This is a genomic window from Bacillus sp. FSL W8-0116 (genome assembly GCF_038003825.1).
GTDB lineage: Bacteria > Bacillota > Bacilli > Bacillales > DSM-4216 > Bacillus_O > Bacillus_O smithii.
The window spans coordinates 2,231,632-2,256,730 of the sequence record NZ_JBBOPY010000001.1 but is presented as its reverse complement, the minus strand read 5'-3'; the positions used below and the strand labels follow the sequence as shown (position 1 = coordinate 2,256,730).

At 39.9% G+C, this 25,099-nt stretch carries 18 protein-coding genes and 1 riboswitch; of the genes, 10 read left to right on the top strand and 8 right to left on the bottom strand.

Features of this window, described 5'->3' with window-relative positions; genetic code table 11:
- Positions 1-144: 144 nt before the first annotated feature.
- Positions 145-294, top strand: a riboswitch (cyclic di-AMP (ydaO/yuaA leader).
- Between the two features lie 118 nt (positions 295-412).
- From N1I86_RS10765 to N1I86_RS10750, 4 genes are all read left to right on the top strand, one after another.
- The gene (locus tag N1I86_RS10765) at positions 413-2,236 is read left to right on the top strand and encodes an APC family permease (protein ID WP_003352659.1); all 1,824 of its coding nucleotides are present in this window, start codon (positions 413-415) and stop codon (positions 2,234-2,236) included.
- 297 nt (positions 2,237-2,533) lie between these two features.
- The gene (locus N1I86_RS10760) at positions 2,534-2,938 is read left to right on the top strand and encodes an anti-sigma regulatory factor (RefSeq protein WP_003352660.1); all 405 of its coding nucleotides are present in this window, start codon (positions 2,534-2,536) and stop codon (positions 2,936-2,938) included.
- Complete coding sequence (locus N1I86_RS10755) at positions 2,913-4,109, top strand: HAMP domain-containing sensor histidine kinase (protein ID WP_341096256.1); 1,197 nt, start codon at positions 2,913-2,915, stop codon at positions 4,107-4,109. Before N1I86_RS10760 ends, N1I86_RS10755 begins: the two co-directional genes overlap by 26 nt.
- Positions 4,110-4,164: 55 nt before the next feature.
- Entirely contained in the window at positions 4,165-4,821 is a 657-nt protein-coding gene (locus N1I86_RS10750) for an STAS domain-containing protein (RefSeq protein WP_341096254.1), read from the top strand.
- Between the two features lie 80 nt (positions 4,822-4,901).
- Here N1I86_RS10750 and N1I86_RS10745 read toward each other — a convergent pair whose 3' ends face one another.
- The 3 genes from N1I86_RS10745 to N1I86_RS10735 form a co-directional block, all read right to left on the bottom strand.
- On the bottom strand, positions 4,902-6,320 hold the full coding sequence (locus N1I86_RS10745) for an amino acid permease (RefSeq protein ID WP_328201215.1): 1,419 nt from the start codon (positions 6,318-6,320) through the stop codon (positions 4,902-4,904).
- 487 nt (positions 6,321-6,807) lie between these two features.
- Entirely contained in the window at positions 6,808-7,986 is a 1,179-nt protein-coding gene (locus N1I86_RS10740; protein WP_003353565.1) for an RNA-guided endonuclease InsQ/TnpB family protein, read from the bottom strand.
- The gene (locus tag N1I86_RS10735) at positions 7,949-8,599 is read right to left on the bottom strand and encodes an IS607 family transposase (RefSeq protein ID WP_341095540.1); all 651 of its coding nucleotides are present in this window, start codon (positions 8,597-8,599) and stop codon (positions 7,949-7,951) included. The genes N1I86_RS10740 and N1I86_RS10735 overlap by 38 nt, the downstream gene beginning before the upstream one ends.
- A gap of 386 nt (positions 8,600-8,985) precedes the next feature.
- Between N1I86_RS10735 and N1I86_RS10730 the strand changes: the two genes are divergently transcribed.
- The 3 genes from N1I86_RS10730 to N1I86_RS10720 all read left to right on the top strand — a co-directional run bounded on the left by N1I86_RS10730 (position 8,986) and on the right by N1I86_RS10720 (position 12,024).
- Entirely contained in the window at positions 8,986-9,864 is an 879-nt protein-coding gene (locus N1I86_RS10730; RefSeq protein ID WP_004439648.1) for an IS982-like element ISGsp1 family transposase, read from the top strand.
- A gap of 135 nt (positions 9,865-9,999) precedes the next feature.
- The gene (locus N1I86_RS10725) at positions 10,000-10,638 is read left to right on the top strand and encodes a YigZ family protein (protein ID WP_341096251.1); all 639 of its coding nucleotides are present in this window, start codon (positions 10,000-10,002) and stop codon (positions 10,636-10,638) included.
- A 408-nt stretch (positions 10,639-11,046) separates the two neighbouring features.
- Positions 11,047-12,024 carry an LCP family protein gene (locus tag N1I86_RS10720; RefSeq protein ID WP_341096249.1) on the top strand — a complete coding sequence of 326 codons (978 nt, stop codon included), beginning with the start codon at positions 11,047-11,049 and terminating at the stop codon, positions 12,022-12,024.
- Between the two features lie 460 nt (positions 12,025-12,484).
- Here N1I86_RS10720 and N1I86_RS10715 read toward each other — a convergent pair whose 3' ends face one another.
- Complete coding sequence (locus N1I86_RS10715; protein ID WP_004439633.1) at positions 12,485-13,528, bottom strand: glycosyltransferase family 4 protein; 1,044 nt, start codon at positions 13,526-13,528, stop codon at positions 12,485-12,487.
- Between the two features lie 351 nt (positions 13,529-13,879).
- Here N1I86_RS10715 and secA2 point away from each other — a divergent pair, with 351 nt between their 5' ends.
- The 3 genes from secA2 (at position 13,880) to tagU (ending at position 19,068) form a co-directional block, all read left to right on the top strand.
- Entirely contained in the window at positions 13,880-16,231 is a 2,352-nt protein-coding gene (secA2, locus tag N1I86_RS10710; RefSeq protein WP_340396758.1) for an accessory Sec system translocase SecA2, read from the top strand.
- Positions 16,232-16,237: 6 nt separating this feature from the next.
- Positions 16,238-17,140: an accessory Sec system S-layer assembly protein gene (locus tag N1I86_RS10705; protein ID WP_270583246.1), complete on the top strand. Its 903-nt coding sequence runs from the start codon at positions 16,238-16,240 to the stop codon at positions 17,138-17,140.
- Between the two features lie 989 nt (positions 17,141-18,129).
- Positions 18,130-19,068 (top strand): polyisoprenyl-teichoic acid--peptidoglycan teichoic acid transferase TagU, encoded by a 939-nt coding sequence (tagU, locus tag N1I86_RS10700; RefSeq protein ID WP_048622545.1) that lies wholly within the window; start codon positions 18,130-18,132, stop codon positions 19,066-19,068.
- A gap of 298 nt (positions 19,069-19,366) precedes the next feature.
- Here tagU and N1I86_RS10695 read toward each other — a convergent pair whose 3' ends face one another.
- From N1I86_RS10695 to N1I86_RS10680, 4 genes are all read right to left on the bottom strand, one after another.
- On the bottom strand, positions 19,367-20,392 hold the full coding sequence (locus tag N1I86_RS10695; protein ID WP_341096246.1) for a C40 family peptidase: 1,026 nt from the start codon (positions 20,390-20,392) through the stop codon (positions 19,367-19,369).
- A gap of 286 nt (positions 20,393-20,678) precedes the next feature.
- A protein-coding gene (locus N1I86_RS10690; protein WP_076611651.1) for an IS630-like element ISBs2 family transposase occupies positions 20,679-21,724 on the bottom strand; the annotation gives its coding sequence in 2 pieces (ribosomal slippage) (positions 20,679-21,218 and positions 21,221-21,724; 1,044 coding nt in all).
- Positions 21,725-22,065: 341 nt separating this feature from the next.
- Positions 22,066-24,054 carry a penicillin-binding transpeptidase domain-containing protein gene (locus tag N1I86_RS10685; protein WP_341096245.1) on the bottom strand — a complete coding sequence of 663 codons (1,989 nt, stop codon included), beginning with the start codon at positions 24,052-24,054 and terminating at the stop codon, positions 22,066-22,068.
- A 370-nt stretch (positions 24,055-24,424) separates the two neighbouring features.
- Positions 24,425-24,922 carry a hypothetical protein gene (locus N1I86_RS10680; RefSeq protein WP_004439609.1) on the bottom strand — a complete coding sequence of 166 codons (498 nt, stop codon included), beginning with the start codon at positions 24,920-24,922 and terminating at the stop codon, positions 24,425-24,427.
- Positions 24,923-25,099: the final 177 nt, after the last annotated feature.

Here is a 25,099-nt window from a genome sequence, read left to right as displayed (position 1 = left end):
GAAAAGGCGAATACGAAAGATAATCCATTTTGTAAGCGCTTTAATAATGATAAATGATTGTTTTTCTTCATTTTTTTCCCTTTACATTCTCACTCTTCCAGGATTAAGATATGAACATTCTAAAAATAATAAAGTTAATCCAAGCATCTTTTATCGCTTAATTCATGATGATGAAGCGGGGGAAACCAATCGCGGCCTTATAGGCTGCATGGGGTGAATCCTAATATTTAGGAGGGGTGACTCTTTCCACCCTAATCCGACAGCTAACCTCGTAGGCGTTTGAAAAGAGGAGATGTCTCTTTGCCTATGCTCTTTAGTGCCGCAGAGTCATTTTCCCCTCTGCGGTTTTTGTTTGCGCAAAATGAAATCTCCACTTTCACCAATATTTTGAAGCAAGAGGTGCAGAACCATTATGTATACGACATTAAAACGATTGCTGATAGGAAAGCCGCTGAAAACCAATGCTCTAAGCGAGCATAAATTAAGCAAAAGGAAAGCGCTGGCTATTTTGTCATCCGATGCTTTATCTTCCGTTGCATACGGACCTGAACAGGTGCTGATCGTCTTAGCTACTGTCGGAGCCGCGGCTTACTGGTACTCCATTCCAATCGCAGTGGGGATTTTGATACTGCTCATAGCGCTCATCCTCTCCTATCGGCAAATTATTTACGCCTACCCCCACGGTGGTGGAGCGTATATCGTATCTCGAAATAACTTGGGCGAAACAACCGGTCTCGTCGCCGGCGGATCGCTCTTGGTCGACTATATTTTAACCGTTGCCGTCAGCATTTCCGCAGGGACGGACGCCATCACTTCGGCATTTCCTTCCCTGCACGCCCACAGCGTTCTGATTTCTATTCTTCTTGTGCTCTTTATTACTATTTTAAATTTGCGTGGGCTGTCAGAGTCAGCAACCGTGTTATCTTATCCGGTCTATTTGTTCGTATTGGCATTATTCATTTTAATTGCGGTCGGAATTCAGAAAGTCGCCACCGGCCAAATCCCAGCTACTGCCCATGAACCGATGGGACATTGGGTGGATGGCGTCAGCATGTTTTTATTGTTAAAAGCTTTTACATCCGGATGCTCTGCGTTGACAGGCGTCGAAGCCGTTTCGAACGCGATTCCGAATTTTAAAGATCCCGCAGAAAAAAATGCGGCCCGCACGCTTATGATGATGGGCGTTTTGCTCGGAATTTTGTTTTCCGGCATTACCTTTTTAGCTTATTGGTACGGTATCAGTCCGAAAGCGGACGAAACCGTCGTTTCTCAAATTGCGGATGAAACATTCGGCCGAACGCCGTTGTATTACTTTGTACAAGGAACGACCGCCTTAATTCTCGTGTTGGCAGCGAATACCGGTTTTTCTGCTTTTCCTCTTCTCGCGGTCAACTTGGCGACAGATAAATATTTGCCGCGTATGTTTACCATTCGTGGCGACCGACTTGGATATTCAAATGGCATTTTGTTTTTAAGCATTGCTTCCATGATTCTGATTATCGCGTTTAAAGGAAAAACGGAAAACTTAATTCCTTTATATGCGGTTGGCGTTTTCATTCCTTTCACCCTCTCTCAAACCGGGATGATTGTGAAATGGATTCGGGAAAAACCAAAAGGATGGCAATGGAAGCTTGTGACTAACTTTGTCGGAGCGTTTATAACCTTTACGGTCGTTCTGACGTTGTTCATTACAAAATTTACTCATGTTTGGGCTGTTTTCGTCTTTTTGCCTGTAATCATTACCATGTTTTATAAAATTAAGCATCATTATATCAACGTGGGAGAACAATTGCGGATCAACCCTGATGAACAAACTCCGCCTATTGCGGGCAATGTCGTCATCGTTCCGGTCGCCGGAATCACGAAAGTAGTGGAAAACTCATTAAAATATGCCCAATCGATCGGCGATTATGTCATTGCTGTCTATGTGGCGTTCGACCGCGAAAGCGAAGAAGCCATGCAAGAAAAATGGAAAGAATGGCAGCCTGATGTGCGGCTTTTAACCTTTGTGTCTCAATATCGAAGTTTGGTTCATCCGATAGGAAGGCTCGTTGATTTTATCGAAGACAAAGCAGAAGATCACAATTATCAAGTAACCGTTTTGATACCGCAGTTTTTGCCGCGCAAAAGATGGCACCATATTTTGCATAACCAGTCGAGTTTGCTGCTTAGAGCCTATTTGCTTCGTACAAAAAACGTTGTCGTCTCCACTGTTCCTTACCATTTCAAGAAATAGCCAAAAGCCCCTAAACTTCGAAAGGGGCTTTTTCTTTTTGGAATCGAACTACAGCTTCCTCCTGCCTCCATTCTTCTAGCTATCACTTATAAAGCAAAATTAAAACCATCTATAGAGCGTCTACACATTTAAACAGCACGATCATGATTTTATTTTTTGATTTTTTCAAAAAAAATACTAGATAAAACCAGTTATTTTGATAGAATTAATCTTGATCTGTAGTTTCCAATAAGCGGCAGTGAGGGTATCCGCTTACACTCTGATCGACTACCAGTAAGAGCAAAGGACGAAGAAAATGTGTACAGAGTAGCGATTGATGATGAAAGAGATGTGTATATGGCCAGTTCCATCGGAAAAAAAGTGGCGGAAGAATTTGGACTGGACAAAATTCAACAAACCAAGCTGGTCGTTTCGATCATGGAATTGGCACGTAATATTATCTATTACGCGGCAAAAGGGGAAATTTTTATTATTCCCGTTCCCAATTACGGAATTGAAATTGTGGCAATCGACCAAGGGCCGGGAATCAAAGAGATTGAGAAAGTTCTGAAAAGTGAGATACGTTCCAAAAAAGGGCTCGGCCTCGGTTTATCCGGAGTACAGCGGTTAATGGATGAATTTGAAATCACCAGTAAAGAAAACATAGGAACGAGAATCCGCGCCGTGAAGTGGTTAAATGAAAGGCAGGGGAACCATCATTAATAAACAATTGAAACATGAAGAAGTACACTATGGTTTGATTCTGCTTAAGCCGGACGGCCAAATTGAATATATGAACGACAAGGCACAGAAATTAACAGGACATAACAGCCAGTCCGAACCGAAAAATATTTTTCAGTGCTTTTCCCATCCAGAGATCAGCAAAAAGCTGCACGATTGCATAGGCGGGACTTGCGAACAATTTGTCGCTCATGTTCACTCCAGACCTCATCTTTTTTTGTTCCATAAAGGCATTGGTCATCCGCCCTCAAGTCATTATTTGTATATCTTCAGCCTTGATCAGCTGAAGAATGTAGAAAATCACCATAATTGGAATGAGAGCTTATTAACTTCCATCGGTGAGATGACAGCCGGCATCGCTCATGAAGTAAGAAACCCTTTAACAGCTGTAAAAGGGTTTTTGCAATTATTGGATCAATCCTATAAACCAGAGTATATCGAAATTGCTCAAAGCGAGCTGGAACGGGCGATTACCATTTTAAATGAGCTCATGAGCGTTTCCAAACCGGAATTTGATCAAGAAAAACGAACCACGTTTTCCATCGCCGCTGAAATTGAATCGATTTTGCTTCTGTTTCAAAACCAGCTTTATAACATTAAAGTCGTCAAAAAGTTGGAACATCCAAGCGCCGTCATTACGGGGAGAAAGGGCCAAATCAAAAAAGCGCTTTTCAACATTGTGAAAAATGCGATCGAAGCGATGCCCAAAGGTGGAATCTTGACGATTGAACAGTATGAAGATCATGAAGGAGTCCATATCAGAATTGCGGATACCGGCGTCGGCATCCCGAAGGATAAATTACGAATGCTCGGCACCCCTTTCTTCAGTTTAAAGGAAGACGGAACGGGAATGGGAGTGGCGCAAGTGTTTTCAGCCATGCAAAACAATAATGCATTCGTTCAAGTAGAAAGCGAAGAAGGAAAAGGAACTGCTTTTTGTTTGCACTTTCCAAAAGGCATCCGGCATTTAGATCCATTCTCCAGGAGGGATATTATGGCGAAAACAATTTCTTTAGAAAATGAGTTAACTGAATTTTTAATTCAAAACATCGATCAATATGCGAAACAATGGGTTCAATATTTACAAGAACATAAAAGCTATTATAATCACTTTCACGTAAGCAGCGACGCAGAAGCAGTTCAATCATTGTAAGCGTTTTATAAGCCTTGTCGTAAGAAGCATTCCGGAAATTAAAGCGGAAGAAATCATGGACTGGTCGAAAGAGCTTGGTACATCAAGGGCCAAAACCGATTTTCCCATTCATCTGGCTTGGGAATTTTTCCAATCTTCCCGGAGCATGATTTGGGAGGCCATTCATTCCTTTTATCAACAAACCGGCACCGGTCTGGTCATCGATGAGTTTTTTTCACTCGAACGGAAAGTCAATAATATTATTGATATGATGATTAACTCCTACACAGCTTATTATGTTCAATATAAAGACGAATTGCTGAAAAGCCAGCGCGAGACCGTCGATGAGTTGTCCGTGCCCGTTATACCTATCACCGATAAAATATGCATTCTTCCGATTGTGGGCACTGTCGATACATATCGAGCGAAAAAAATTCGCGAGAAGACTCTTTTTAAAGTGAAAGAGTTTAAAGCGCGCAAATTAATTATTGACGTCTCCGGAGTTCCCTTCGTTGACACCGCTGTCGTCAACCATCTTTTTAAAATTGTGAGAGGGATTAAACTGTTGGGATGTTCCACCATCTTAACCGGAATCAGTCCGGAGATCGCCGATACGATGATCGAACTCGGCATCGAAATCGGAGAAGAGCTGGAAACCCGCTCCGACCTTCAGCAGGCACTCCAAGAAATCGGCTTTGACCACGCTTCTAACCATATGAAAACAAAAAGATAAATGAAAATTGGAATCGCACTAAAAAGAATGACCGCCTGTTGACGGTCATTCTTTTCTCCTATACGGCTTTCATGACAATGTTATAACCGGCTTTCTGCTTCTTTGTTGATCGGCTGCGGATTTCTCATAATGAACGGATACAGCAGCAATCCGACCACAAATAGACCGATGCCTAGCAAGAAAGTTCTCATATCAGCCGTTCCTGTTTTAATGACCCAAATGGAGTACACCAATGCGAGAACGGTAATCACGCCGTCTGTTCTCCGTGCTCCTTGCGCTAAGCCATAAGTTTCTCCGGTAATCACCAACTTTAATTGATAGACGGCAGACACAAGATACGGAATCAAATAGGCCAACGTCGCCACTACAATGACAAAATTATAGGCTCGGTTCACCGTATGGGATATGGTCGAAAACAAGAAAATCTGCGTCATCAAATTGGTGAGGGTTAAAGAGTTTCTTGGACTTCCCTTTCCATTGGTTTTGGCGAAAAAAGCAGGGAATAGTCCCGTTTTTGCCGCTTGATAAGGCACTTCGGAACTGACGACAATCCAGCCTACAGTCGATCCAAACAAAGAAATTAACGCTAAAATTGCCATAATATAAGTACCGCCGCTTCCAATCACTTGTCCTAAAGCATCGACAAGCGGTTTTTGCGATTCTCTCAGTTCATCTTGAGAGAGAGCCCCCATCGTCAGCAGTGTAATCCCGATATAAATCAGCATCGAAATCAATAATCCTAAAAGGGTTGCTTTCTTAACATCTCCTTGCGACTTTGCCCGGTTGGAAAGCATTACGGCCGATTCGATGCCGATAAAAGCCCACAACGCGGAAATAGCTGCACCATTGATTTGTCCGCCCAAAGACACTGCCTTTCCGGTCGAATCCACAAAATGTTTGGCATTTCCCAAGTTGCTTTGATCAAAAGCAAAAATAGTCAAAACGACAAATAAGGTAAATCCAAGCACTTTCGCAACAGTCGCCGTTAAATTGATTTTCCCGGCACCGTCAAAGCTGCGAGTCAGAATCCATTGAATTCCCCACAGCATCACCGTACACACTAAAAAAGTGATCAGTTTGCCCACTTCCAATTGAAACGATCCGGCTGACCATAAAAGTTTTTTGCTTTGCATGATCGGGAAAAAGGTAGTTAAATAACCGGCAAAAGAAATGATGACCGAAGCGGTCGCAGCCCAGTTGGCTGCCCAATATCCCCACGCCATGCTGTAGCCGGCAACCCGTCCGGCATTAGGCGAAGAAAACATCGCTTGCGCGTAGCTTTGCGGCCCCGCTTTCAGCTCCGGTTTTCGAATAGACAAATTTCCAAATACGAGCGCAATCATAAAAACCCCCAGCCCGGTTGCTATCCAGGCGAGAGTGGCCCCCCACGGACTGGACACTTGGGCCAAATTAGTTGGAAGCATAAAAACGCCGCCTCCTACCATATTTCCAACAACAAACATGGTTAAAATCCATAATCCCCATTTTTTATTGTTCATTCTGCTCACCTTTCTGATTCATTATCTCAAAACCAATCCTTCTTCCTTTATTGAGAAAAAACGATCATTTTCATCGGGATCTTGATTTGACTTTACTATTTTACAACAAATTCTTTAGTTTAGTAAAGTGGTAGAATGATAAAGAGAGAGGAAATGTATCCCACCGTTCAAAAGTCCTCGATATATTCTTGAAAACAGGCATAAAAAAATGGGGCCGACTGAAAAGCCATAGTTATGGCTCTTTACAGTCAGTCCCTGATATTCGAAAACTTAGGTGCATTGAACTCCTAAGCGTAAATGAAACATCCGTTACAGAAAACTTATAAAAAGTTATAATTTCCTACAACTTTTATGTTTCATTACTTCTTCATCGTGTCTGCTTTCACGTCTATCTATTAAACAGATCGCTACTTGCATTTGGTGTAACACTCCAAAGTCGTAAATTCCCGACTAACGAATCGGTACATGTCTGCATTAACTTGCATTGTTAAGATGCAGATTCTAAAACATTTTCACCATATTTTTTAAGATTTATAGACGCTTGATAATCTCGATCAACAATATTTCCACATTCGCATTCAAAAGTTCTATCGGATAACTTCAAGTCTTTTTTAACTTTTCCGCAACAAGAACACAACTTAGAACTTGGAAACCATCTATCCGCCAAAATGAAGCGAATATTATTCCAATTTGACTTGTATTCAATTTGTCTTCTAAATTCATGGAAACACTGTTGTTGAACAGATTCAGCTAAATGTTTATTTTTCATCATACCTTTTACATTCAAATCTTCTAAAACAATAAACATTGGTTTTCTGTTTACGATTTCAGAAGTGATTTGATGTATGTAGTTATGACGAATATTCGTTAGTCTTCGTGAAACTTTTAAAAGTTGCTTTTCACTTTTTATAATGTTGTTGGTTTTCCTGTAACGGTTTCCCTCCCTTCCTTTTTCATATTTTCTTGAAATTTTACGTTGCAACCTGCGCTTTTTCTTTTCTAATTGCCTAATTCTTTTTGTTTTATTAATATTTCCATAAACTTTACCATCAGAACAAACAGCTAAATCTTTTATTCCTAAGTCAATACCTATCCCTTCTGTTTTTGAAGGAGAATAATCACTATCTGTTTCTATTCCAACAGATACCCACCAATTCAAACCATCAAATGTAAATCGAGGATTCATATACTTAACATTTTCACCAAATGGAATACGTCCTTTTTCTGCTAATCGAATCCAATTTATCTTTTGTTTATTCGACTTTTTACTTGAAGCAAATCCCTCTACTTTAACATGTGTTTTTGTGAATTTGATTTTCACATTATCCTGATAAAAACTAGGTATAGATTTCTTTTTCCTTTTAAATTTTGGATATTTTGATAGTCCTTTAAAAAATCGTTTGTAAGCATCACAAGCATCTTTAATAGCTTGTTTCGTTACATTATTACTTACATTATTCAGCCAATTAAATTCATCAAGCTTTTTCATTTGAGTAAACTGTTTTCTCAAAGTTGAATCATTGATGAATTTACCACCATTTTGATAATTTTCTTGTTGCTTTGCAATTGTCCAATTATAAGCAAATCTAGCTGTATTCGCATATAGAAATAATTTAGTTTTTTGCTTATTATTTGGTTTCAACATCCCTTTTATTGACTTTATCATTTAGCAACTCCTCATTTTCCTCAATTAATTCATCTACTAACTTTCTAGTTTTATTAGCACGTTTTCCTTGTAATCTACAACTAAATACTGTAACAATCTGTATTAAATCTTCTACAAGTTCTTGTTCATCTGTTTTTTCATTGCTATCTAAAACTTCAATCTCACACCCATTAAGGTTTGCCATATACTCAACCAATTCAAAACCAAATCTAAGAAGCCTATCTTTATGGAATACTACTATTTTATCTACTTCTTTGTTATTTATCATTTTGATTAGTTGACGCAAACCTTTTTTCTTGTAATTAATCCCACTACCAATGTCTTGAATGATTTCATATTCAACATTTAACGATTCTAAATATTTTTTCATATTTTCAACTTGTCTTTGCAAATCATCTTTTTGTTTATTAGAAGAAACTCTGCAATAACCAACCACTTTTTGACTAGTTTCTTTAATACCAAGTACCTCTTTAAGTTGATCGTGAGAATAATATCTATAGCCGTTTGAGCCAGTATGATGTGGTTTTAATTTTCCACTTTTGTCCCAATTTCTTAAAGTTTGTGGCGTTCGATTGATTAATTTGGAAAATTCATGAATGCTATAATATCTCATGCTATATTCCTCCTTAAATTAAATATAGCATGAAAAAATTAAAGTAAATAAAAATTTTATAACTTTTTATAAGTTATTTAAAACTGTTTAAGCCTTCCTCGTGGTTACTGATTTTAAAAACAAATGATATTTGTTCATCTGCAACCTTTGAACTGCTGAATAAAAAGTAAGCAAAATCTCCTGGTAAAAATACAATCACTTTTACAGACAATTCCATTATATCATGTCATATTTTGCATAGGATTAAAGTTTGGTTACCAATAGATTAAATGTTTTTTCTAACCCGTGGTGCTAGATAAAACTCAGACAAGCATAAAAATAGCCCTTGCTGGCGGATCTCCAGTAGAATGAAAGTGTCACCCAACATTCGAAAGGAGAGATCCCCCATGCAAGAGCACTTTCATTTTACTACAGATCCAGCCAAACTTCAAAAACAATATGCCGCTATTTTCTGTTTTGTTTCTGCCCAACTGTCGTTGATTCAAATGTATCTTCATCGCCGCAACCGTCACTTGGTCAAGCAAGAAGACGAAGTGGTCATGGCGGTTCACCTTTTGGGGAAGCTGCTGGGCTTTTCTTCCGAACGAGCCTGGCATCGTTTTGTCACGGGAAATTTGTTCACAAACGGCTCGTTTCTTGAACGCTCCCGATACAACCGCCGCTGCCGGGCGCTTGGTTTCGCCATCAAATGGATCCGTCATGAGCTGGCGAAACGTGGCCAACACCATGCTTATGCGGTCGTCGACAGCTTGCCTCTTCCGTTGTGCCATCCCGCAAGAATGCAGCGCGTCAAGCGGTTTCGAGGGATCGCGGATATGGGGTATTGTGCTTCCAAAAAGCAATGGTACTACGGTTTCAAGCTGCATCTTCAAGTGACCAATCAAGGGCTGGCCATGGGCTATGTCGTGACGGAAGCGTCCTGCCACGACGTCAAAGCCGCTGAAACGGTGATGACTCAAATCCCTCATCCCTACAACTTTGGGGACAAAGGGTACATCAGCCACGCTCTTCGAGAAAAGCTGTACGAAGAACACCAAGCCGCGTTCTGGACACCGTCTCGACACAATCAAAAGCACGGCCCATCCAAGGCATGGGAAGAATGGATCAGGAAAAAACGCAAAGTCATCGAGACGGTGTTTTCGATTCTCGTAGACCAATACCGGATCACCGACATTCGAGCGAATTCCATGGCCGGGTTTGAAGTGGCACTCGATGGCATCTTGTTGGCTTATTCCTTGGTCACACTAGGGCTGGTTGAGCGCTGACACTCAACTAGCACCACGGGTTTTTTCTATATTTGTATTTCAGAGGCTTTTCGTTTGCACAAAGAAGATTTTTCTATATCATAAGGATGTCGGTACCCGTTTATTTTGAAAATGAAACATGATGGAGTGAGAGCTTTGCTTCCTAATTACTATACAGTAAAAGGATATGGAGAACACGAAATTGTTATACAAAAGTCACGGTTTATCGCCCACGTCAATCGAGCGGAAACAGAAGAAGAGGCAATAAATTTTATCGCGGAAATCAAAAAAAAGCATTGGAACGCCACTCACAATTGCTCTTGCTACATGATCGGCGAGCATGATCAGATTCAAAAAGCAAATGATGACGGTGAGCCGAGTGGTACCGCAGGTGTTCCGATGCTGGAAGTGCTTAAAAAACGAAATTTAAAAGATACAGTCGTAGTGGTTACCAGATACTTCGGAGGAATCAAGCTAGGGGCCGGTGGATTAATTCGTGCCTACAGCAAATCAGTCTCCGAGGGGCTTAACCATACCGGTATTGTCGAACGAAGATTGACGAGGGTCATGCATACTACATTGGATTACCACCTTCTCGGAAAAGTAGAAAATGAGTTAAGGTCTTCAGTTTATGATATAAAAGATATTCATTACTTGGACCGAGTCACCATTGAAACATTTGTCGAAGAAGGAGATAAAGAAACGTTCAAAAAGTGGATGACTGAGCTGACGAATGGACAGGCAGCCATTACGGAAGGCGATATGTTTTATTTAGAAAAGGATATCGAAATGTAACAAAGCTGAAGCTCTTTACATTCAGTTTAAAAACTTTCTCCAGAAACTCAGCTTAAACATGCCAATCATGAACTTCCAGGTGCCCGGTCTGTACGTCAAATTCTTCATCAAAGAAAATCCCTGTTTCCTTTTTTAACACCGGTAAAAGTCCTATTTCATTTAATCTTATTTATGAGCTTCCGACCATGCCGCTTGTTTTTCCGATCTGTATGGAGAGGTTTCCTTCAAAAAGGAGACCTATTTTTTCTGCAGAATTTTTGAAAATAAACAAAGTCTATTAAGCGATTTCCATAAAATAATTTACGAACAATGCTTCTTCATAGTAAAATGGAGTTTAGAAGACTTGTTGAAATTTGAAAAAATTTGTTGATTTCGCTTTATTTCATTATTCGCAAAAGGAGCAATGGTATGGCTGAACAGAGACAGCAGATCAGAGAACGGAGAAACCGGAGAAAACGACGAAGAAGAATCATGTTCTTTCTACTACTCCCCTTCATTCTAGTGGCATCTACAGCAGCAGGTTATGGAGCCTATTTATATAAAAAAGCAGAAACGGTTTTTACCGATTCTTATGACCCAGCTGTTGAAAAATCTGATTTGAGAGATAAAGCTGTGGATCCTAGCAAGGACAATATCAGCATTTTATTTATAGGAGTGGATGACAGAAGTCCCGATTTCAAACAAAAGACAAGATCAGATGCTCTGATTCTCGCAACACTAAATAGAAAGAATCATAGTGTAAAACTGTTAAGCATCCCTCGTGATTCTTATGTGTATATTCCCATTATTGGAGAAAAGCAAAAAATTACCCATGCTCATGCCTATGGAGGAACTCAGGCAACTATCGATACAGTAGAACACTTGCTTGATGTTCCGGTAGACTTTTATGTCAAAATGAATTTCAAAGGTTTTGTGGATGTGGTAAATGCTCTAGGCGGAGTGAAAGTAAAAGTACCGTATGAATTCACTGAAAAAAATTCAACCGACTCAGAACCCGTCCATTTAACGCCCGGAGTTCATAATCTCAGCGGAGAAGAAGCCTTGGCGTTGGCCCGAACAAGAAAACATGACAACGATATTATGCGCGGCGAACGTCAGCAGATGATTTTAGAGGCGATTGTCAAAAAAGCCAAATCCGTCAATGCAGTCACTAAGTATCCGGACGTAATTGAAGCAGTCGGACAAAATATGAAAACAAACCTTTCGTTCTCTCAGATGAAGTCGCTCGTTAGCTTCGGTACATCCGGCGACTTAAAAATAGACCATTTAACCTTAAAGGGAACGGACGGTCATGATCCGAATAACGGTGCTTATATTTATAAGCTAGATGATGTTGAACTGGAAGTGACAAAACGAATTTTAAAACGTCAATTAGGTATTAACTAAAAAAGACTGTCGTGAAGGCCCTCAATGGAGCCTTTTGCGACAGTCTTTTTTATCCCATTTCTTATCTGTTTTCAGATCCCATTTCTAGCCATTAACTTAACATTGCAATTATAATGACCGTCAGAAAGAAAAATGGAATTTCCTTAATATAAAAGGAAGCAACCACCGTTCCTTCTCCTTTTTCCTAAGGTTGATCAATCCCCATTATGGGAAGATCAGCTTACGACTCGTATTATGCATCTCATACAAAATCGTACAAAAACAACGTATGATATCGGTAAAATTCACCGCGACCACGCTACGCTCTGCCGCGCTTTTTATACTTCGCAAAGCCAAAGCCAAGCTACTTGATTACACCGATATCAAGAGTATTTCTAACCCATTTATTGATAAAAAAAGGTGCCCCAAAAGCTTGCTTTCAGGACACCCTTTTCTTTTTCCGCTTCTAAGCGAAATTGGATTATCTGCTTTTTCTCATGACTAATCTCAACAACGGCTGGTAATCGGATCCGACTAAGCCAACACTTTCGACGAAAAGTTCAATTCCTATAATCAAAATAGCGCCAAACAGAAGAGCCCCCCATATGGTAGCCATTGAAAAAATAATGGCTGCCAGTCCAAACATGGCTGAAATGGCATAGATGATCAGCACCGTTTGTTTGTGGGTGTATCCCATTCGCAACAAACAATGATGCAAATGAGATTTATCAGGCGCTGAGAGTGGCTTCTTATGGATAAAACGGCGAATAATCGCAAAAAACGTATCGGAAATTGGCACCCCGAGAATAATAACAGGGATGACAAATGAAAGAACTGTTACATTCTTAAATCCAAGCAGCGACACAACGGACATCATATATCCTAAAAAGAGAGCTCCTGTATCTCCCATAAAAATCTTGGCAGGATGAAAATTGTAAATCAGAAAACCTAATGTACTGCCAAGCAAAATGAGTGCAATACTCATGACATATGCGTCGCCTTTAAGAAAAGCCATAAAGCTAATGGTAATTAAAGCGATCGAAGAAACCCCGGCAGCCAGTCCATCTAATCCGTCGATTAAATTAATGGCGTTGGTCACACCGACGATCCATAAAATGGTTAGCGGAACGCTTAACAATCCAAATTCCAATTGGCCTCCGAAAGGCAAATTAATAAATTCCACATGCACCCCGCCGATCACGACCACGACAATGGCTGCCAGCAGCTGACCAGCTAGTTTAAGTTTTGGCGAAAGCTCAAACTTGTCATCCAGTAATCCTGTAAGGACAATAATAAAGCTGCCAATTATAATCGGCCAGTTATAAGGATCTTGCGGACGTAAAACCAAAAGTCCAATAAGAAAACTTAAAAAAATCGCCAAACCACCCATACGGGGCATTATTTTCTGATGCACTTTTCTGTAATTAGGCTTGTCAACAGCTCCGATAGCGATCGCCAGCTTCTTCGCCAAAGGAGTCAGCAGAAGCGAAGCGATAAAACATAGTACAAAGGTAAGGTAAACCATGCCGTACCTCCTCTTTCTTAGCATGCCCAAAAAAGCAACTAAAGTTCATTGCAAAATTTGTTATTGCATTCAAAAAAATCGGTATTCTATCTCTCATTTGGAAAATTTCTTCTGCAAAGAATTTCCACCACTTCAATTTCAATATTATAAAACGGATTGGTCATAATATCTATATCAAATTCTTTAAAAATTCATTTCATGCTATTTTTCTTTTATTCTCGACCTTTATTTTACATCTTGTTCTCGACCTTTATTTTACATCTTGTACTGTTTATAGTAAAAAAGCATTGGTTCTGGTAAGATATTAATATAATAGAAGATTAGGATTTTTCTTCAAGGAGCGTACCTAATATGATCTCACTTATCAAAAATATGGTCGATGCGAACGAAAGAAGATTGAAAAAATATTATAAATTAGTTGAGAAAATCAACGAGATAGAACCAGAGTTTGAAAAACTTTCAGACCAAGAATTACAGCAAAAAACCATTTGGTTTAAACAACAGCTGCAAAACGGAAAAACGATTGATGATATTAAAGTCGAAGCCTTTGCGACAGTCAGAGAAGCAGCCAAAAGGATTCTCGGCATGCGCCATTACGATGTCCAGTTGATCGGCGGCCTTGTATTGACCGAAGGCAATATTGCTGAAATGGCTACCGGTGAAGGAAAAACATTGGTAGCCTCCCTTCCCAGCTATTTACGAGCTTTGGAAGGAAAAGGTGTCCATGTCATTACCGTCAATGAATATTTAGCAAAGCGCGATCGCGAAATCATTGGCCCTATCCATGAATTCCTTGGATTAACAGTGGGATTAAATTTACCGCTTATGGAGCAAAGCGAAAAAAAACAGGCCTATCTTGCCGATATCACTTACGGCGTCGGAACAGAATTTGGTTTTGACTATCTGCGTGACAATATGGCTACCCGGGCTGAAGATCGAGTCCAACGCCCTTATCATTTTGCCATTATCGACGAAGTGGACAGTATATTAATCGATGAAGCAAAAACACCGCTCATTATCGCGGGTAAAGTAAGGGCAAGTTCTGAATTGCATTATATTGCAGCTCAATTGGCAAAAAAATTCAAAAACGAAGAGGATTATTCCTTCGATATGGAAACAAAAGCGGTCAGCTTAACCGATCAAGGAATTGAGAAAGTGGAAAATGCCTTCGGTATCGATAATCTGTACGACTTGGAACATCAAATACTGTACCATTATGTCATCCAAGCCGTACGTGCCCATGTCATGTTTAAACGCGACGTAGATTACATTGTGAAAGACGGCAAAATTTTTCTCGTGGATAGTTTTACAGGCCGCATCATGGAAGGAAGAACGCTGAGCGACGGACTTCATCAAGCTATCGAGGCTAAGGAAGGGCTGGAAATTACAGAAGAAAACAAAACTCAAGCGTCCATTACCATCCAAAACTATTTTCGTATGTACCCGTATTTATCGGGGATGACCGGAACGGCAAAAACGGAAGAACAAGAATTCCTTCGAGTGTACAATATGGAAGTCATTCAAATTCCCACCAACAAACCAAAACAACGCATCGATTTGCCGGACCGGATTTATAAAACGATACACGATAAATACACCGCTGTAGCGAAAGAAGTAAAAAAGCGCCATGAAAAAGGACAGCCGGTTTTAATCGGGACTACTTCCATTCTTCAGTCGGAAAAACTGGCGAAGTATTTGGACCAAGAGCATTTAGACTATGAACTGTTGAACGCTAAAAGCGCTGATCAAGAGGCAGCGCTGATTGCCAAAGCCGGACAACGAGGACAGATTACGATCGCCACCAATATGGCTGGACGCGGGACAGATATTATTTTGGAAGAGGGAGTCGCCCAGCTTGGGGGCCTTCATGTCATCGGAACAGAGCGGCATGAAAGCAGAAGAATTGATAATCAGCTAAAAGGGCGCGCCGGCCGCCAAGGTGATCCCGGTTCCACCCAGTTTTTTATTTCATTAGAAGATGACATGTTCCAGCGCTTCGCCTCCAAAGAAATGGAAAAATTATCCAAAAAAATCGAAACCGATTCTACCGGCTTAGTGCTAAATAAAAAAATGGACGAGTTTGTCAACAAAATTCAGCGAATAGTGGAAGGCTCAAACTTTTCTGTGCGTGAATACAATTTAAAACTGGACGATGTCATTAACATGCAGCGAAATGTCATTTACGGACTAAGAAATAAAATTATTGATGAAAGCGATCTGTTGAAACTATATTTTGAAATGATTGATTCGGCTGTAAAAGAACAAATACAACGACTTTGTCCGGAGACAGAAACACCGGATAATTGGCGTCTGAATCAATTGCTTTCGACGATTCAATCGTTCATTCCCGGTGAGACTGTCAACTTGCCGGAAGGATTGGAAGATCTGAAGGATGTGGAAGAAGCCGTCTTCCCTGCCGTTGCTTCTTACAAAAAACGAATTGAACAATTAAATTTTGCAGAATGGGCCAGTTATATAAAAGAAATTATGCTTTCTGTCATTGACCGACATTGGATCGATCATATGGAAAGCATGACGCGTCTGAAAGAGGGAATCGGATTAAGATCGTATCAACAAGAAGATCCTATGAGGCTTTACCAAAAAGAAGGATATGAAATCTTTTTAGAAACGTACCATGAAATTGAAAAAGAGATCTCTGTCAGAATCGCCGCTTTTTTAAAAGAGATGCAAACAAAGGAGTAGCTGATCATGTTTCCATTATTTCGAAAAAAAAAGAAAGAAGATATCCAATTAGAAGGCTTGACTAATACCATCGACTCCGCTGAATTAGTCGACTCTCCACAACAAGGAGATCAAGATTCAGAAGTGAAAACCGAACTTTCCATCCACCCGTTATGGAATGTTTCAAAAGAACAATACTATGTATTTCGTTTTTTAAATAATGAGCTGCCAACACTGAAGCCCAATCAACTTTCTCTGTCCGGCATTCAATGGGAAGAAACACCCGAAGGGCTTTCGGTGACCGCCTTTATTCGTAATTCATTAAAAAAGCCGATCCAATTGGAAGAAGTTCCCCTTATTCTATTAGATGAAAATCGGGAAGTTATGGCTAAACACACCTTTAACCTTCATGATGCAGGAGAAATCCCGGCCGAAAGCAGCCGACCGTGGACTTTTGTTTTCCCTAAAGAGTCTTTGTTGAAAGATCATCTGCAAAAAGAAGGCTGGACACTCGCCTTCGATTTAAGCACAAAACAACATCAACTCGATTTAGAACCTTCTTGGGAACAAAGTTTGCCTGACGAAGAAAAGAAAAAGCTTCAACAGCTCGTTAGCCAATTGGAGCCTCCAAAGAAAAATGAACTCAATTTTATGGGATTAGAAGCCAAAATGCTGCAATCGGGAGATTTGGCCGTGACTCTCTTGATCCGAAACGGCTACGAAAAAGCGATTCAAATACAACAACTTCCGCTGAGAATTATCGATGCGAACGATGCCATTGCGGCTGAAGGGCAATTCAATATCGGTCAATTGGAAATCAAGCCAAATACAACAAAACCGTGGACCTTTATTTTTCCGAAAAACAATATAAAAAAATCTGCTCCTGACTTGTCTTCTTGGAAGGCTGTTGTAATCCAAAAACAGGACTAGCCGATATTGTGAAACTTCCATCAGAAGGGGGTTTTTCTTCCCCTTCTGATGGTTAGTTGAACCAATCGGGCCTTTAGGGGCAGTTAGTCCTCAAGGGTTCTTCTTCCCCGCCAATCCTATGAAAGGGATTTACTGCCCCTTAATGCGGGATACAGTGAAACTTCCATCAGAAGGGGGTTTTTCTTCCCCTTCTGATGGTTAGTTGAACCAATCGGGCCTTTAGGGGCAGTTAGACCCTACAAGTTTATTTCTTCCCTGCCAATCCTGAGAAGGGGATTTACTGCCCCTTAATGCGGGATACAGTGAAACTTCCATTAGGGGGGATTCTTCCCGATTCTTCCCTCCTCCAGCTTTAAACCATAACCTTAAGTTTGGACTTATCTCCTCTTTTATAGCTGAATGAACCTAAGACTTTCCATTTAATCAGGAAATAAATCTGTCCGACTTCATCACCATTTCCAGTTCATTTCGTTAAAACGAAAAATCCTTTTTGGGAGTCATTGGCTTTCCCCGTTCCCCTTTTCTTATTCTCTGTTCTCAAACATCCTATTCAACCTCAACGGGTACGGTCATTTTCCTTATGGATCCATAGTACAGATATTACAGACTTTTTAAAGGGAAAGAAAAAGGCACCTGCATGTGTATACATGCAGGTGCCTTTTCGGCCATCACCAACCGTCGCCTCATTCTCTCTCGAACATTACAAAACGGAAAACATTACTCTTTTATTGTACCACAACCTTTTACTTTGACAAGAAATATTTTCATCTAATGCCTCAATTTACCTACATAGAATAACATTTCATTTGTTTTTTCCGCCATGGCACATTCTTTTCACAGTATTCGCAGCTCCTTCAAAATCACTTGAATTTTTGAACCAGCCCATGCTCTAAAAAGTAAAAATCATGACCATTTCTATTGTTCTTTCAGTAATATTTGATATTCTTGTAGATAGAGAAGAAACTAGAAGGAAAGGGATTTAAGAGAATATGAGAAGCGATAGACATAAACATAAAAAAAAGAAAAGACGCGGTTTAAAAATTTTACTTACCGTTTTAGCCATTCTTTTAGCGGGTGCCGGTGTGTACGCGTACTCCATCTACCATTCTGTGAACAAAGCGGTAGAAAGCATGCATGCACCGATTGCTCATGATCAAGCTAATAAACGTACACATCCGGTGTCGCTGGATAACAAAGATCCGTTTAGCGTTCTGTTATTAGGTGTAGACGAGCGGCAAAACGATACAGGGCGTTCCGATACGATGATTTTAGCCGCCGTCAATCCGAAAAAGCAGTCTGTTCAACTTTTAAGCATTCCACGAGACACGCGAACAGAAATTGTCGGAAAAGGAACGGAAGATAAAATCAATCATGCCTATGCTTTTGGCGGTGTACCGATGTCGATTGCAACAGTGGAAAAATTTTTGGATATCCCGATCGACTATTACATTAAAGTCAATATGGAAGGATTTAAAGATATTGTCGATGCAGTGGACGGAGTAACGGTACAAAACGATTTGGATTTTACTTATGAAGGAGAACATTTTCCGAAAGGTACATTGCATTTAAACGGCGAACAAGCTTTAAAATATTCTCGCATGCGTTATGATGATCCTCGCGGAGACTTTGGAAGGCAGCTTCGTCAAAGACAAATCCTTGAAGGAATTCTCGCAAAAGGGATTGATTTCTCTTCCTTATGGAAATATGGTGATATTTTAAACGCATTACAAAAAAATGTAAAAACCAATTTAACAATGGATGATATGATGAAAATCCAAAAAAATTACAAAGCAGCCCGAAATCATATTCAGCAAAACGAAATAAAAGGAGAAGGTACCAAAATAAACGGTGTATACTACTATATCGTTTCCGATTCAGAAAAACAGCGCCTTTCCCAAATATTTAAAGACCAATTAAACCTAAATTAATGGATTGGAATCCATCATTCCCATCAAAGAACCACTCACTATTAAAGACCCCTAGCAGGAAACATCCGTCCGATGCACAACATTTCCTGTTAGGGGTCTCTCGTATTCTACACAATCATAGATTCAAAACTTCCTTGATTTGGACCACTTTCTTTTATAGATCATTTTGTCCATACATTTTTCCATAGTCCTGAATCGCGACTTCATTAAAAAGCCTGACCCATTCACCTAAAGGGCAGGATCCAATTCATGGAACTCCCTTCTACACAAAGTTTTAAAGGGTCAGGCTTATTCCTAATTAATAAAATCTCTTGAAGCTGTCGAAGTGGCTTTGATAATAGGAATTGCTCAAGCTGCTGATTTGAACTTGGTCTCCTCCGGCATGAATAAATTGATTGTTTCCAATGTAGATTCCCATATGAGAGACGCCTTGTTTGTATGTATTATCGAAAAAGACAAGATCACCAGGTTGTGGGTTGGAGACATAGTAGGAACGGCTGTAGTATCCTTCCGCACTGATTCGTGGGATGCTTTTTCCGACTTTGTTAAATACATAGTAGACAAACCCGCTGCAATCAAATCCTACCGATGGAGAAGAACCTCCGAAAACATACGGGACGCCAATATATTTTTTTGCTTCCGCAACCACTGCGGTATTGACGTTGCTTCCAGTTTGCTCTATGGAACTGCTATTTGCCGCGCCGCTAGGAATGATAAGTTTTTGGCCAACGTAAATGTTGTCAGAAGAAAGGTGATTGGCTGATTTTATTGCTGAAACGCTTGTACCATATTTAGAAGCTATTTTGGTTAGTGTGTCGCCTTTAACAACGGTATAGGTTTTAGAACCTGAAGAGGAATTGGAGTTGGTTGTTCCGGAAGATTGAGCCCCCGAGCTTGAACTAGCTGCAGCAGAAGCTTTCACTTTTAAAACCTGTCCTGGATAAATTGTATCAGAACTCAAACCGTTCCAGCTTTTCAAATTTTGGACGGTAGTCCCATAAGCTCTTGCAATTTGGGAAAGTGTATCTCCAGATTTCACGGTGTATGTAGCGGTGCCAGAGGACGTGCTGGACGAGCTGGTGCTGAGAGATTGCGTTGAACTCTTCCCGTCATCAATTTTTAAAACTTGAGAAACGTAAATCGTATTTGTAGACAAATGGTTTAAGTTTTTAATAGAATCAATCGTTGTATTATATTTTTTTGAAATGCTGTATAATGTATCTCCGGATCGAACTTGATAATTGATAATAGCTGCTTCGCTCTTTGAAGCAAATCCTGCTGAGATAATCGCAGCTGTGGACAAAGTAAATAATGCTTTTCTCATTTTGTGCCTCCCTAATTGAATATTCACGTTTAATATCGGTTTTTTCGGTGTCATATTAACAGATTAATAGTTGAAAATTTTTTAATTCTGTGTAAAATTGTAGAATAAAATGATCTACACTTCTGTTTCGATATGTTTTCGTCATTTCCTTTTGGAAATTTCATACATTTCGTCGAATATTCTTAACAACACACAGCAATATACTATCATAGAGCGACAAAAATCAAAAGGTAAAAAGGACATATTTATCCAAATCTACTAAAAATATATAAGTTGAATTAAAGATTTACAACTGAACACACAAACGATCGATCGTTTGTTCTGGTTTCTGGTTGATTCGCTGAATAAAGGCTTGGACATTCTTTCTAATTTCTTGCACACTCGAATAGAACACGTTGTAAATCACGTCTGATTTCAGCCATTTCCATAGCCCTTCAATCAAGTTCAATTGCGGACTGTATGGTGGCAAAAAGACGAGCTCTAACCGATCTTCGTGTTCTTTTAAAAATGGCTGAATGAGTTTGGCATGGTGAATTCGAGCGTTATCTAAAATCATCACTATTTTGCCTGTGGGATAGCGTTCTAACACAAGTTGAAGAAATCGAAGAAATGTTTCCGCGTCATAGCATTCTTCTTCGATGCAAAACACTTCCCCTGTTTCGTAGTTCAACGTGCCAATCAGCTTCAGCCCTTGATGTTTTCCAAACGTCGGAATGATTCGTTGTTTTCCTTTGACAAACCATGTTTTTTGAATCGCTTGGTAATCACGAATCATCGACTCATCTTGAAAGAGGACATGGGCGATGTTCCCATCTACCAGTTTTTTTTTACTTCAGGGAAGGTGATTTCGACGAATTCTTTTTGTTTCTCTTCATCGGCATTGGCTAGTGTATAGGTCGGTTTCGTATAGCTTAGCCCTAACCGATGCAGAATGTCACTTGTTCCGCGAAGCGTGTATGTTGGCCCCCACTTTTGTTGAATGAGTTCAGCGATTATCGCAAGCGTCCAATTATATTTTGCTTCGAATCCCACATCTACGGGGAGCTGATGTTCAATGATCAAAGCCAGCTCTTTTTCCTGCTCAGGGGTCAATCGACGTGGGGCGCCAGGTGAGTATTTCATCTCCAGTCCATCAAGACCGCGCTGGGCGTAGGCATGAATATAGTTATAAATAGTTTTCTTGGATCGACCAATAATCGTTGCGATTTCTCCTTTGGTATATCCCTGCAAATGAAGATAAATCGCTTGGTAGCGTTCATATGCTCGTTTACTTTTTGCTTCTTTCATGGCAGTGGACAACTTTTCGATCTCGTCTTTGTGATTTGGCATCATATTTTCTCTCCGTTCCCCTATTTTCTCTTTGTATTTATTCGCCGTGGAACGGGAGAAAACCTTTATTTCAATTTATATAGATCATATTTTTGTATAATATTGGTAATTATTATTACTTTTTTTCTGTATGATCAACATAAATTGGAGAATATGTTATCTTATGGCGTTCACGTAATGCTAATTTCGTGTCGCTAAAGGGATCTCTTTGTCAGTCTATAGTATGTAGTAAAACACACTTTTTAAGGCTTTATATCTACTGTTGTTCCTTCTTAAAAGGATGGTATGCAAAATGATATTCCTAAAAAAGAGGCGGTTTCTTTTGAAACTGCCCCTTTTTTTCTTTATAGAGGGTTCATTTGTTCCCATTGAAGAAAGATATTTTTGGATAATTGAACAACAGAACTGCTGCCGCCTCTGGAATTGACTCCTTCCATTAAAATGGCGAGAACCATATTCGGCTTGTTTTGGTCATAGGCAACGAAAATACCATTCTCTTTTCCCGATTGTCCAAAATTGGATTTTAATTCAGCCGTTCCGGTCTTTCCTGCCAGTTTTAAAGACGGATGATTCGCTTTTTTTGCCGTTCCTTTTTCTACGATAAGCCTCAGATCCTTCTGCAGAATTTTTGCATCTTCTTGAGAGATCAAGTCTTTTTTCCATACTTGCGGTTTTTCATCGCTATACAAAATCGGCTTCATCATTGTGCCTTGATTGACAATGCCTCCGTACATGGAAGCCAAATGAAGCATGCTGACTAACAATTCACCTTGGCCGTATCCGGAGTCGCTTAATAGCCTTTCCTTGTCAAAATGGCCACTGTTCGATATCTGCGAAGAGCGGATAGGAAAAGCAAACGGCAACTTGGTTTCAAATCCAAAATTCTTCAACCCATTTTCCATATCTTGCTTTCCAATTTCTAAAGCCGTTTGGGCGAAATAAATGTTGTCCGAATAAACGAGGGCACTTTCCAGATTTATCGGCTTCCCCGGGTCTGTCACTCGAGTCACGTGATAATTTCCCCATGAAGCATCTTTTTGCCATTTGAGCCCTTTAATATTGCGCGCTTTAAACGGATCCAGCTTTCCTGTTTTCAGCCCAATCGCCGCTGTAATCGGCTTGATGGAGGAACCGGGAGCATAAGTAGCTGCAAACCGATTCAAAAAAGGCTTGGCCGGATCATTTTGCATCTGTTGATAACGGCTCTCAGACAATCCTGAAATAAATTCATTTGGATCAAAGGCCGGCGAACTTACAAGGGCAAGAACCTTCCCGGTTTTAGGATCAATAGCCGCAGCGGTCCCCGGTTGTCCATTCATTTGGTTGTATATGATTTTTTGCAATTCGGCGTCTATCGTCAATTTCACGGATTTGCCGTTCTTTGCTTTCGTTTCGGCGAGAACAACCTGATTGCCATCCGATTTTTCAATCACTATTTTTTGGCCGTTTGTCGCTCGCAGTTTGTCTTCAAGCAGCTCCTCCAAGCCACGCTTTCCTATCCAATCGCCTTCCTTATATCCTTTTTGCTTTTGCTTTGCTAATTCCTCCTTTGTGATGGTACCAACATACCCGGTTAAATGGGCCAAAGCTTGATGATAAGGATATTCTCGAATAAGCTTCTCATTAGCCAGCACGCCCGGAATACTCAACAATTGATTGATATTTCCATCATCATACAAAACATCTTTTAGCGGCACAAAATAATCGGGTTTCACCCAACTTTGGCTTAACTGTTGATCGATGTAATGGACAGAAACCCCAAGCAAATGAGCAAGCTTACTTTTTTTTCCGGCATCATGACCAAATTGTTTAGGAATGATCCCTACCTCATAACCTTTAGAATTAATGGCTAAGGCATTGCCATTTCGGTCAAATATTTCGCCGCGTTTTCCCTCGACGGTTTCAAGCCGGACTTTGTCTCCTTTTCCAAGCTCAGGGAAAATATAGGTTGTATTCCAATCGACGTACCAATTCTTTTTTCCTTCTTTTTCTTCCAGTTTCAAATGGACATTCTTTTTAAAATGAATCGGACCGGCAGCAGTATCCATTTTTACGTCAATCGGCAGTTCTGCCCGGTCAGCATCTTTCCAATCCTTTTCTTTTGCTGATAACACAGTCACTTTTAAATGCTTCACGTCTAGATCCCTATAAATCGTTTTATACCGATCTGCGTAATCCTCTATTTTATATTTTTTTTGAGAGGAAGACGTTAAATAATCATGGTACATTTGGCTGAATTTCTGATCATTCCATAGCTTGACATAATCAGCTAACCGTTCTTCCGGACTCGGTGTTTTCTCGCATGCAGCCATGGAAAGAACGAATAACAGCACAAAAAAACGGGCGTCAGATTTCGAAAGCGTTTCAATTTAATCCCCCTTTCATCCCATTTCATTATATCAAAATCTGGAACTAGGAAAAAAAGCGAGGCGTCTTTCAGCCTCGCTTTAAATTAAATATTCGTGTTCAAAGACAATGGTGTCATGATCGGGTGAATATCTGCTTTCGTCTAAAAAAATGAATGATTGATTTTTTCTTCATGCGCTTAATCATCCCTTTTCGTGACTCATTATGTACATCATACGAAACATCTTGTCTGTTTGGCAGCAACAAAAGGAATGATACAGTTGGATAGACGAATAAATCCATGCTGGTGTTTCGAACTGAATGGGAAAGTCATTTGAAGAAATTTGTTGTTTCTTTTTAAATTTTTGCATCGTTCCGGGTTATCAAATTTAAAGATAAATAAATAGAACTTGATAAACGGTGAGGTTCTTTCTGAGAAGCACGGCGCTGGAATTTGGTTTTTCTTTGAAGGCAATGCTTTTGGTGAGGAAGATACGCGATAAAATAGAAAACTTCTCCAATTTTCAACAAAAAACTGGTTAATACCTTTTCTACTACTCTTTCCGGTACCCACTGTTCGTTTAAGTTTGATAGTTTGATGAGCCTTTTATTTAAATAAATCTCCATTTTGAATGTCCACTCATCCAGCCCCCATCCCACTGTTAACAGAAAGGAATCGTACCCTTCGTGAAGAGGCAATTCAACATAATTCGTGTTACGGATTCGATAAAAAAATTTCTTAGAAGAGTAAATATTGGTGATGACATCGTAAAAACCACATATAGACAATAACTGAACGCAATCCCTATTTTTCTTTTTTCCATTGAAAATAAGAAAAGATTGCTCCTTTTCCACTCGATCTCGCCCCCTCCCATTTAAAATATTTGAGCAATAAGTCCTTTGTGATAGATATATTTTCCTTTATTCCCATCATATAGGAAAAACATGTCGAAGCAGCTCGTTATTCTTTAATGGAATGTATTTTATAATTTCAATCCGGAAACTATTTGTTCTTTTTACAGAAAAATCGCT

What these genes read in the sequence shown, in the direction of transcription:
- N1I86_RS10745 (WP_328201215.1), bottom strand. Translation starts at nt 6,320, where the DNA reads ATGAACAATAAAAAATGGGGATTATGGATTTTAACCATGTTTGTTGTT.
- N1I86_RS10755 (WP_341096256.1), top strand. Translation starts at nt 2,913, where the DNA reads ATGAAAGGCAGGGGAACCATCATTAATAAACAATTGAAACATGAAGAA.
- tagU (WP_048622545.1), top strand. Translation starts at nt 18,130, where the DNA reads ATGAGAAGCGATAGACATAAACATAAAAAAAAGAAAAGACGCGGTTTA.
- secA2 (WP_340396758.1), top strand. Translation starts at nt 13,880, where the DNA reads ATGATCTCACTTATCAAAAATATGGTCGATGCGAACGAAAGAAGATTG.
- N1I86_RS10735 (WP_341095540.1), bottom strand. Translation starts at nt 8,599, where the DNA reads ATGAGATATTATAGCATTCATGAATTTTCCAAATTAATCAATCGAACG.
- N1I86_RS10705 (WP_270583246.1), top strand. Translation starts at nt 16,238, where the DNA reads ATGTTTCCATTATTTCGAAAAAAAAAGAAAGAAGATATCCAATTAGAA.
- N1I86_RS10750 (WP_341096254.1), top strand. Translation starts at nt 4,165, where the DNA reads ATGGACTGGTCGAAAGAGCTTGGTACATCAAGGGCCAAAACCGATTTT.
- N1I86_RS10740 (WP_003353565.1), bottom strand. Translation starts at nt 7,986, where the DNA reads ATGATAAAGTCAATAAAAGGGATGTTGAAACCAAATAATAAGCAAAAA.
- N1I86_RS10720 (WP_341096249.1), top strand. Translation starts at nt 11,047, where the DNA reads ATGGCTGAACAGAGACAGCAGATCAGAGAACGGAGAAACCGGAGAAAA.
- N1I86_RS10695 (WP_341096246.1), bottom strand. Translation starts at nt 20,392, where the DNA reads ATGAGAAAAGCATTATTTACTTTGTCCACAGCTGCGATTATCTCAGCA.
- N1I86_RS10765 (WP_003352659.1), top strand. Translation starts at nt 413, where the DNA reads ATGTATACGACATTAAAACGATTGCTGATAGGAAAGCCGCTGAAAACC.
- N1I86_RS10715 (WP_004439633.1), bottom strand. Translation starts at nt 13,528, where the DNA reads ATGGTTTACCTTACCTTTGTACTATGTTTTATCGCTTCGCTTCTGCTG.
- N1I86_RS10730 (WP_004439648.1), top strand. Translation starts at nt 8,986, where the DNA reads ATGCAAGAGCACTTTCATTTTACTACAGATCCAGCCAAACTTCAAAAA.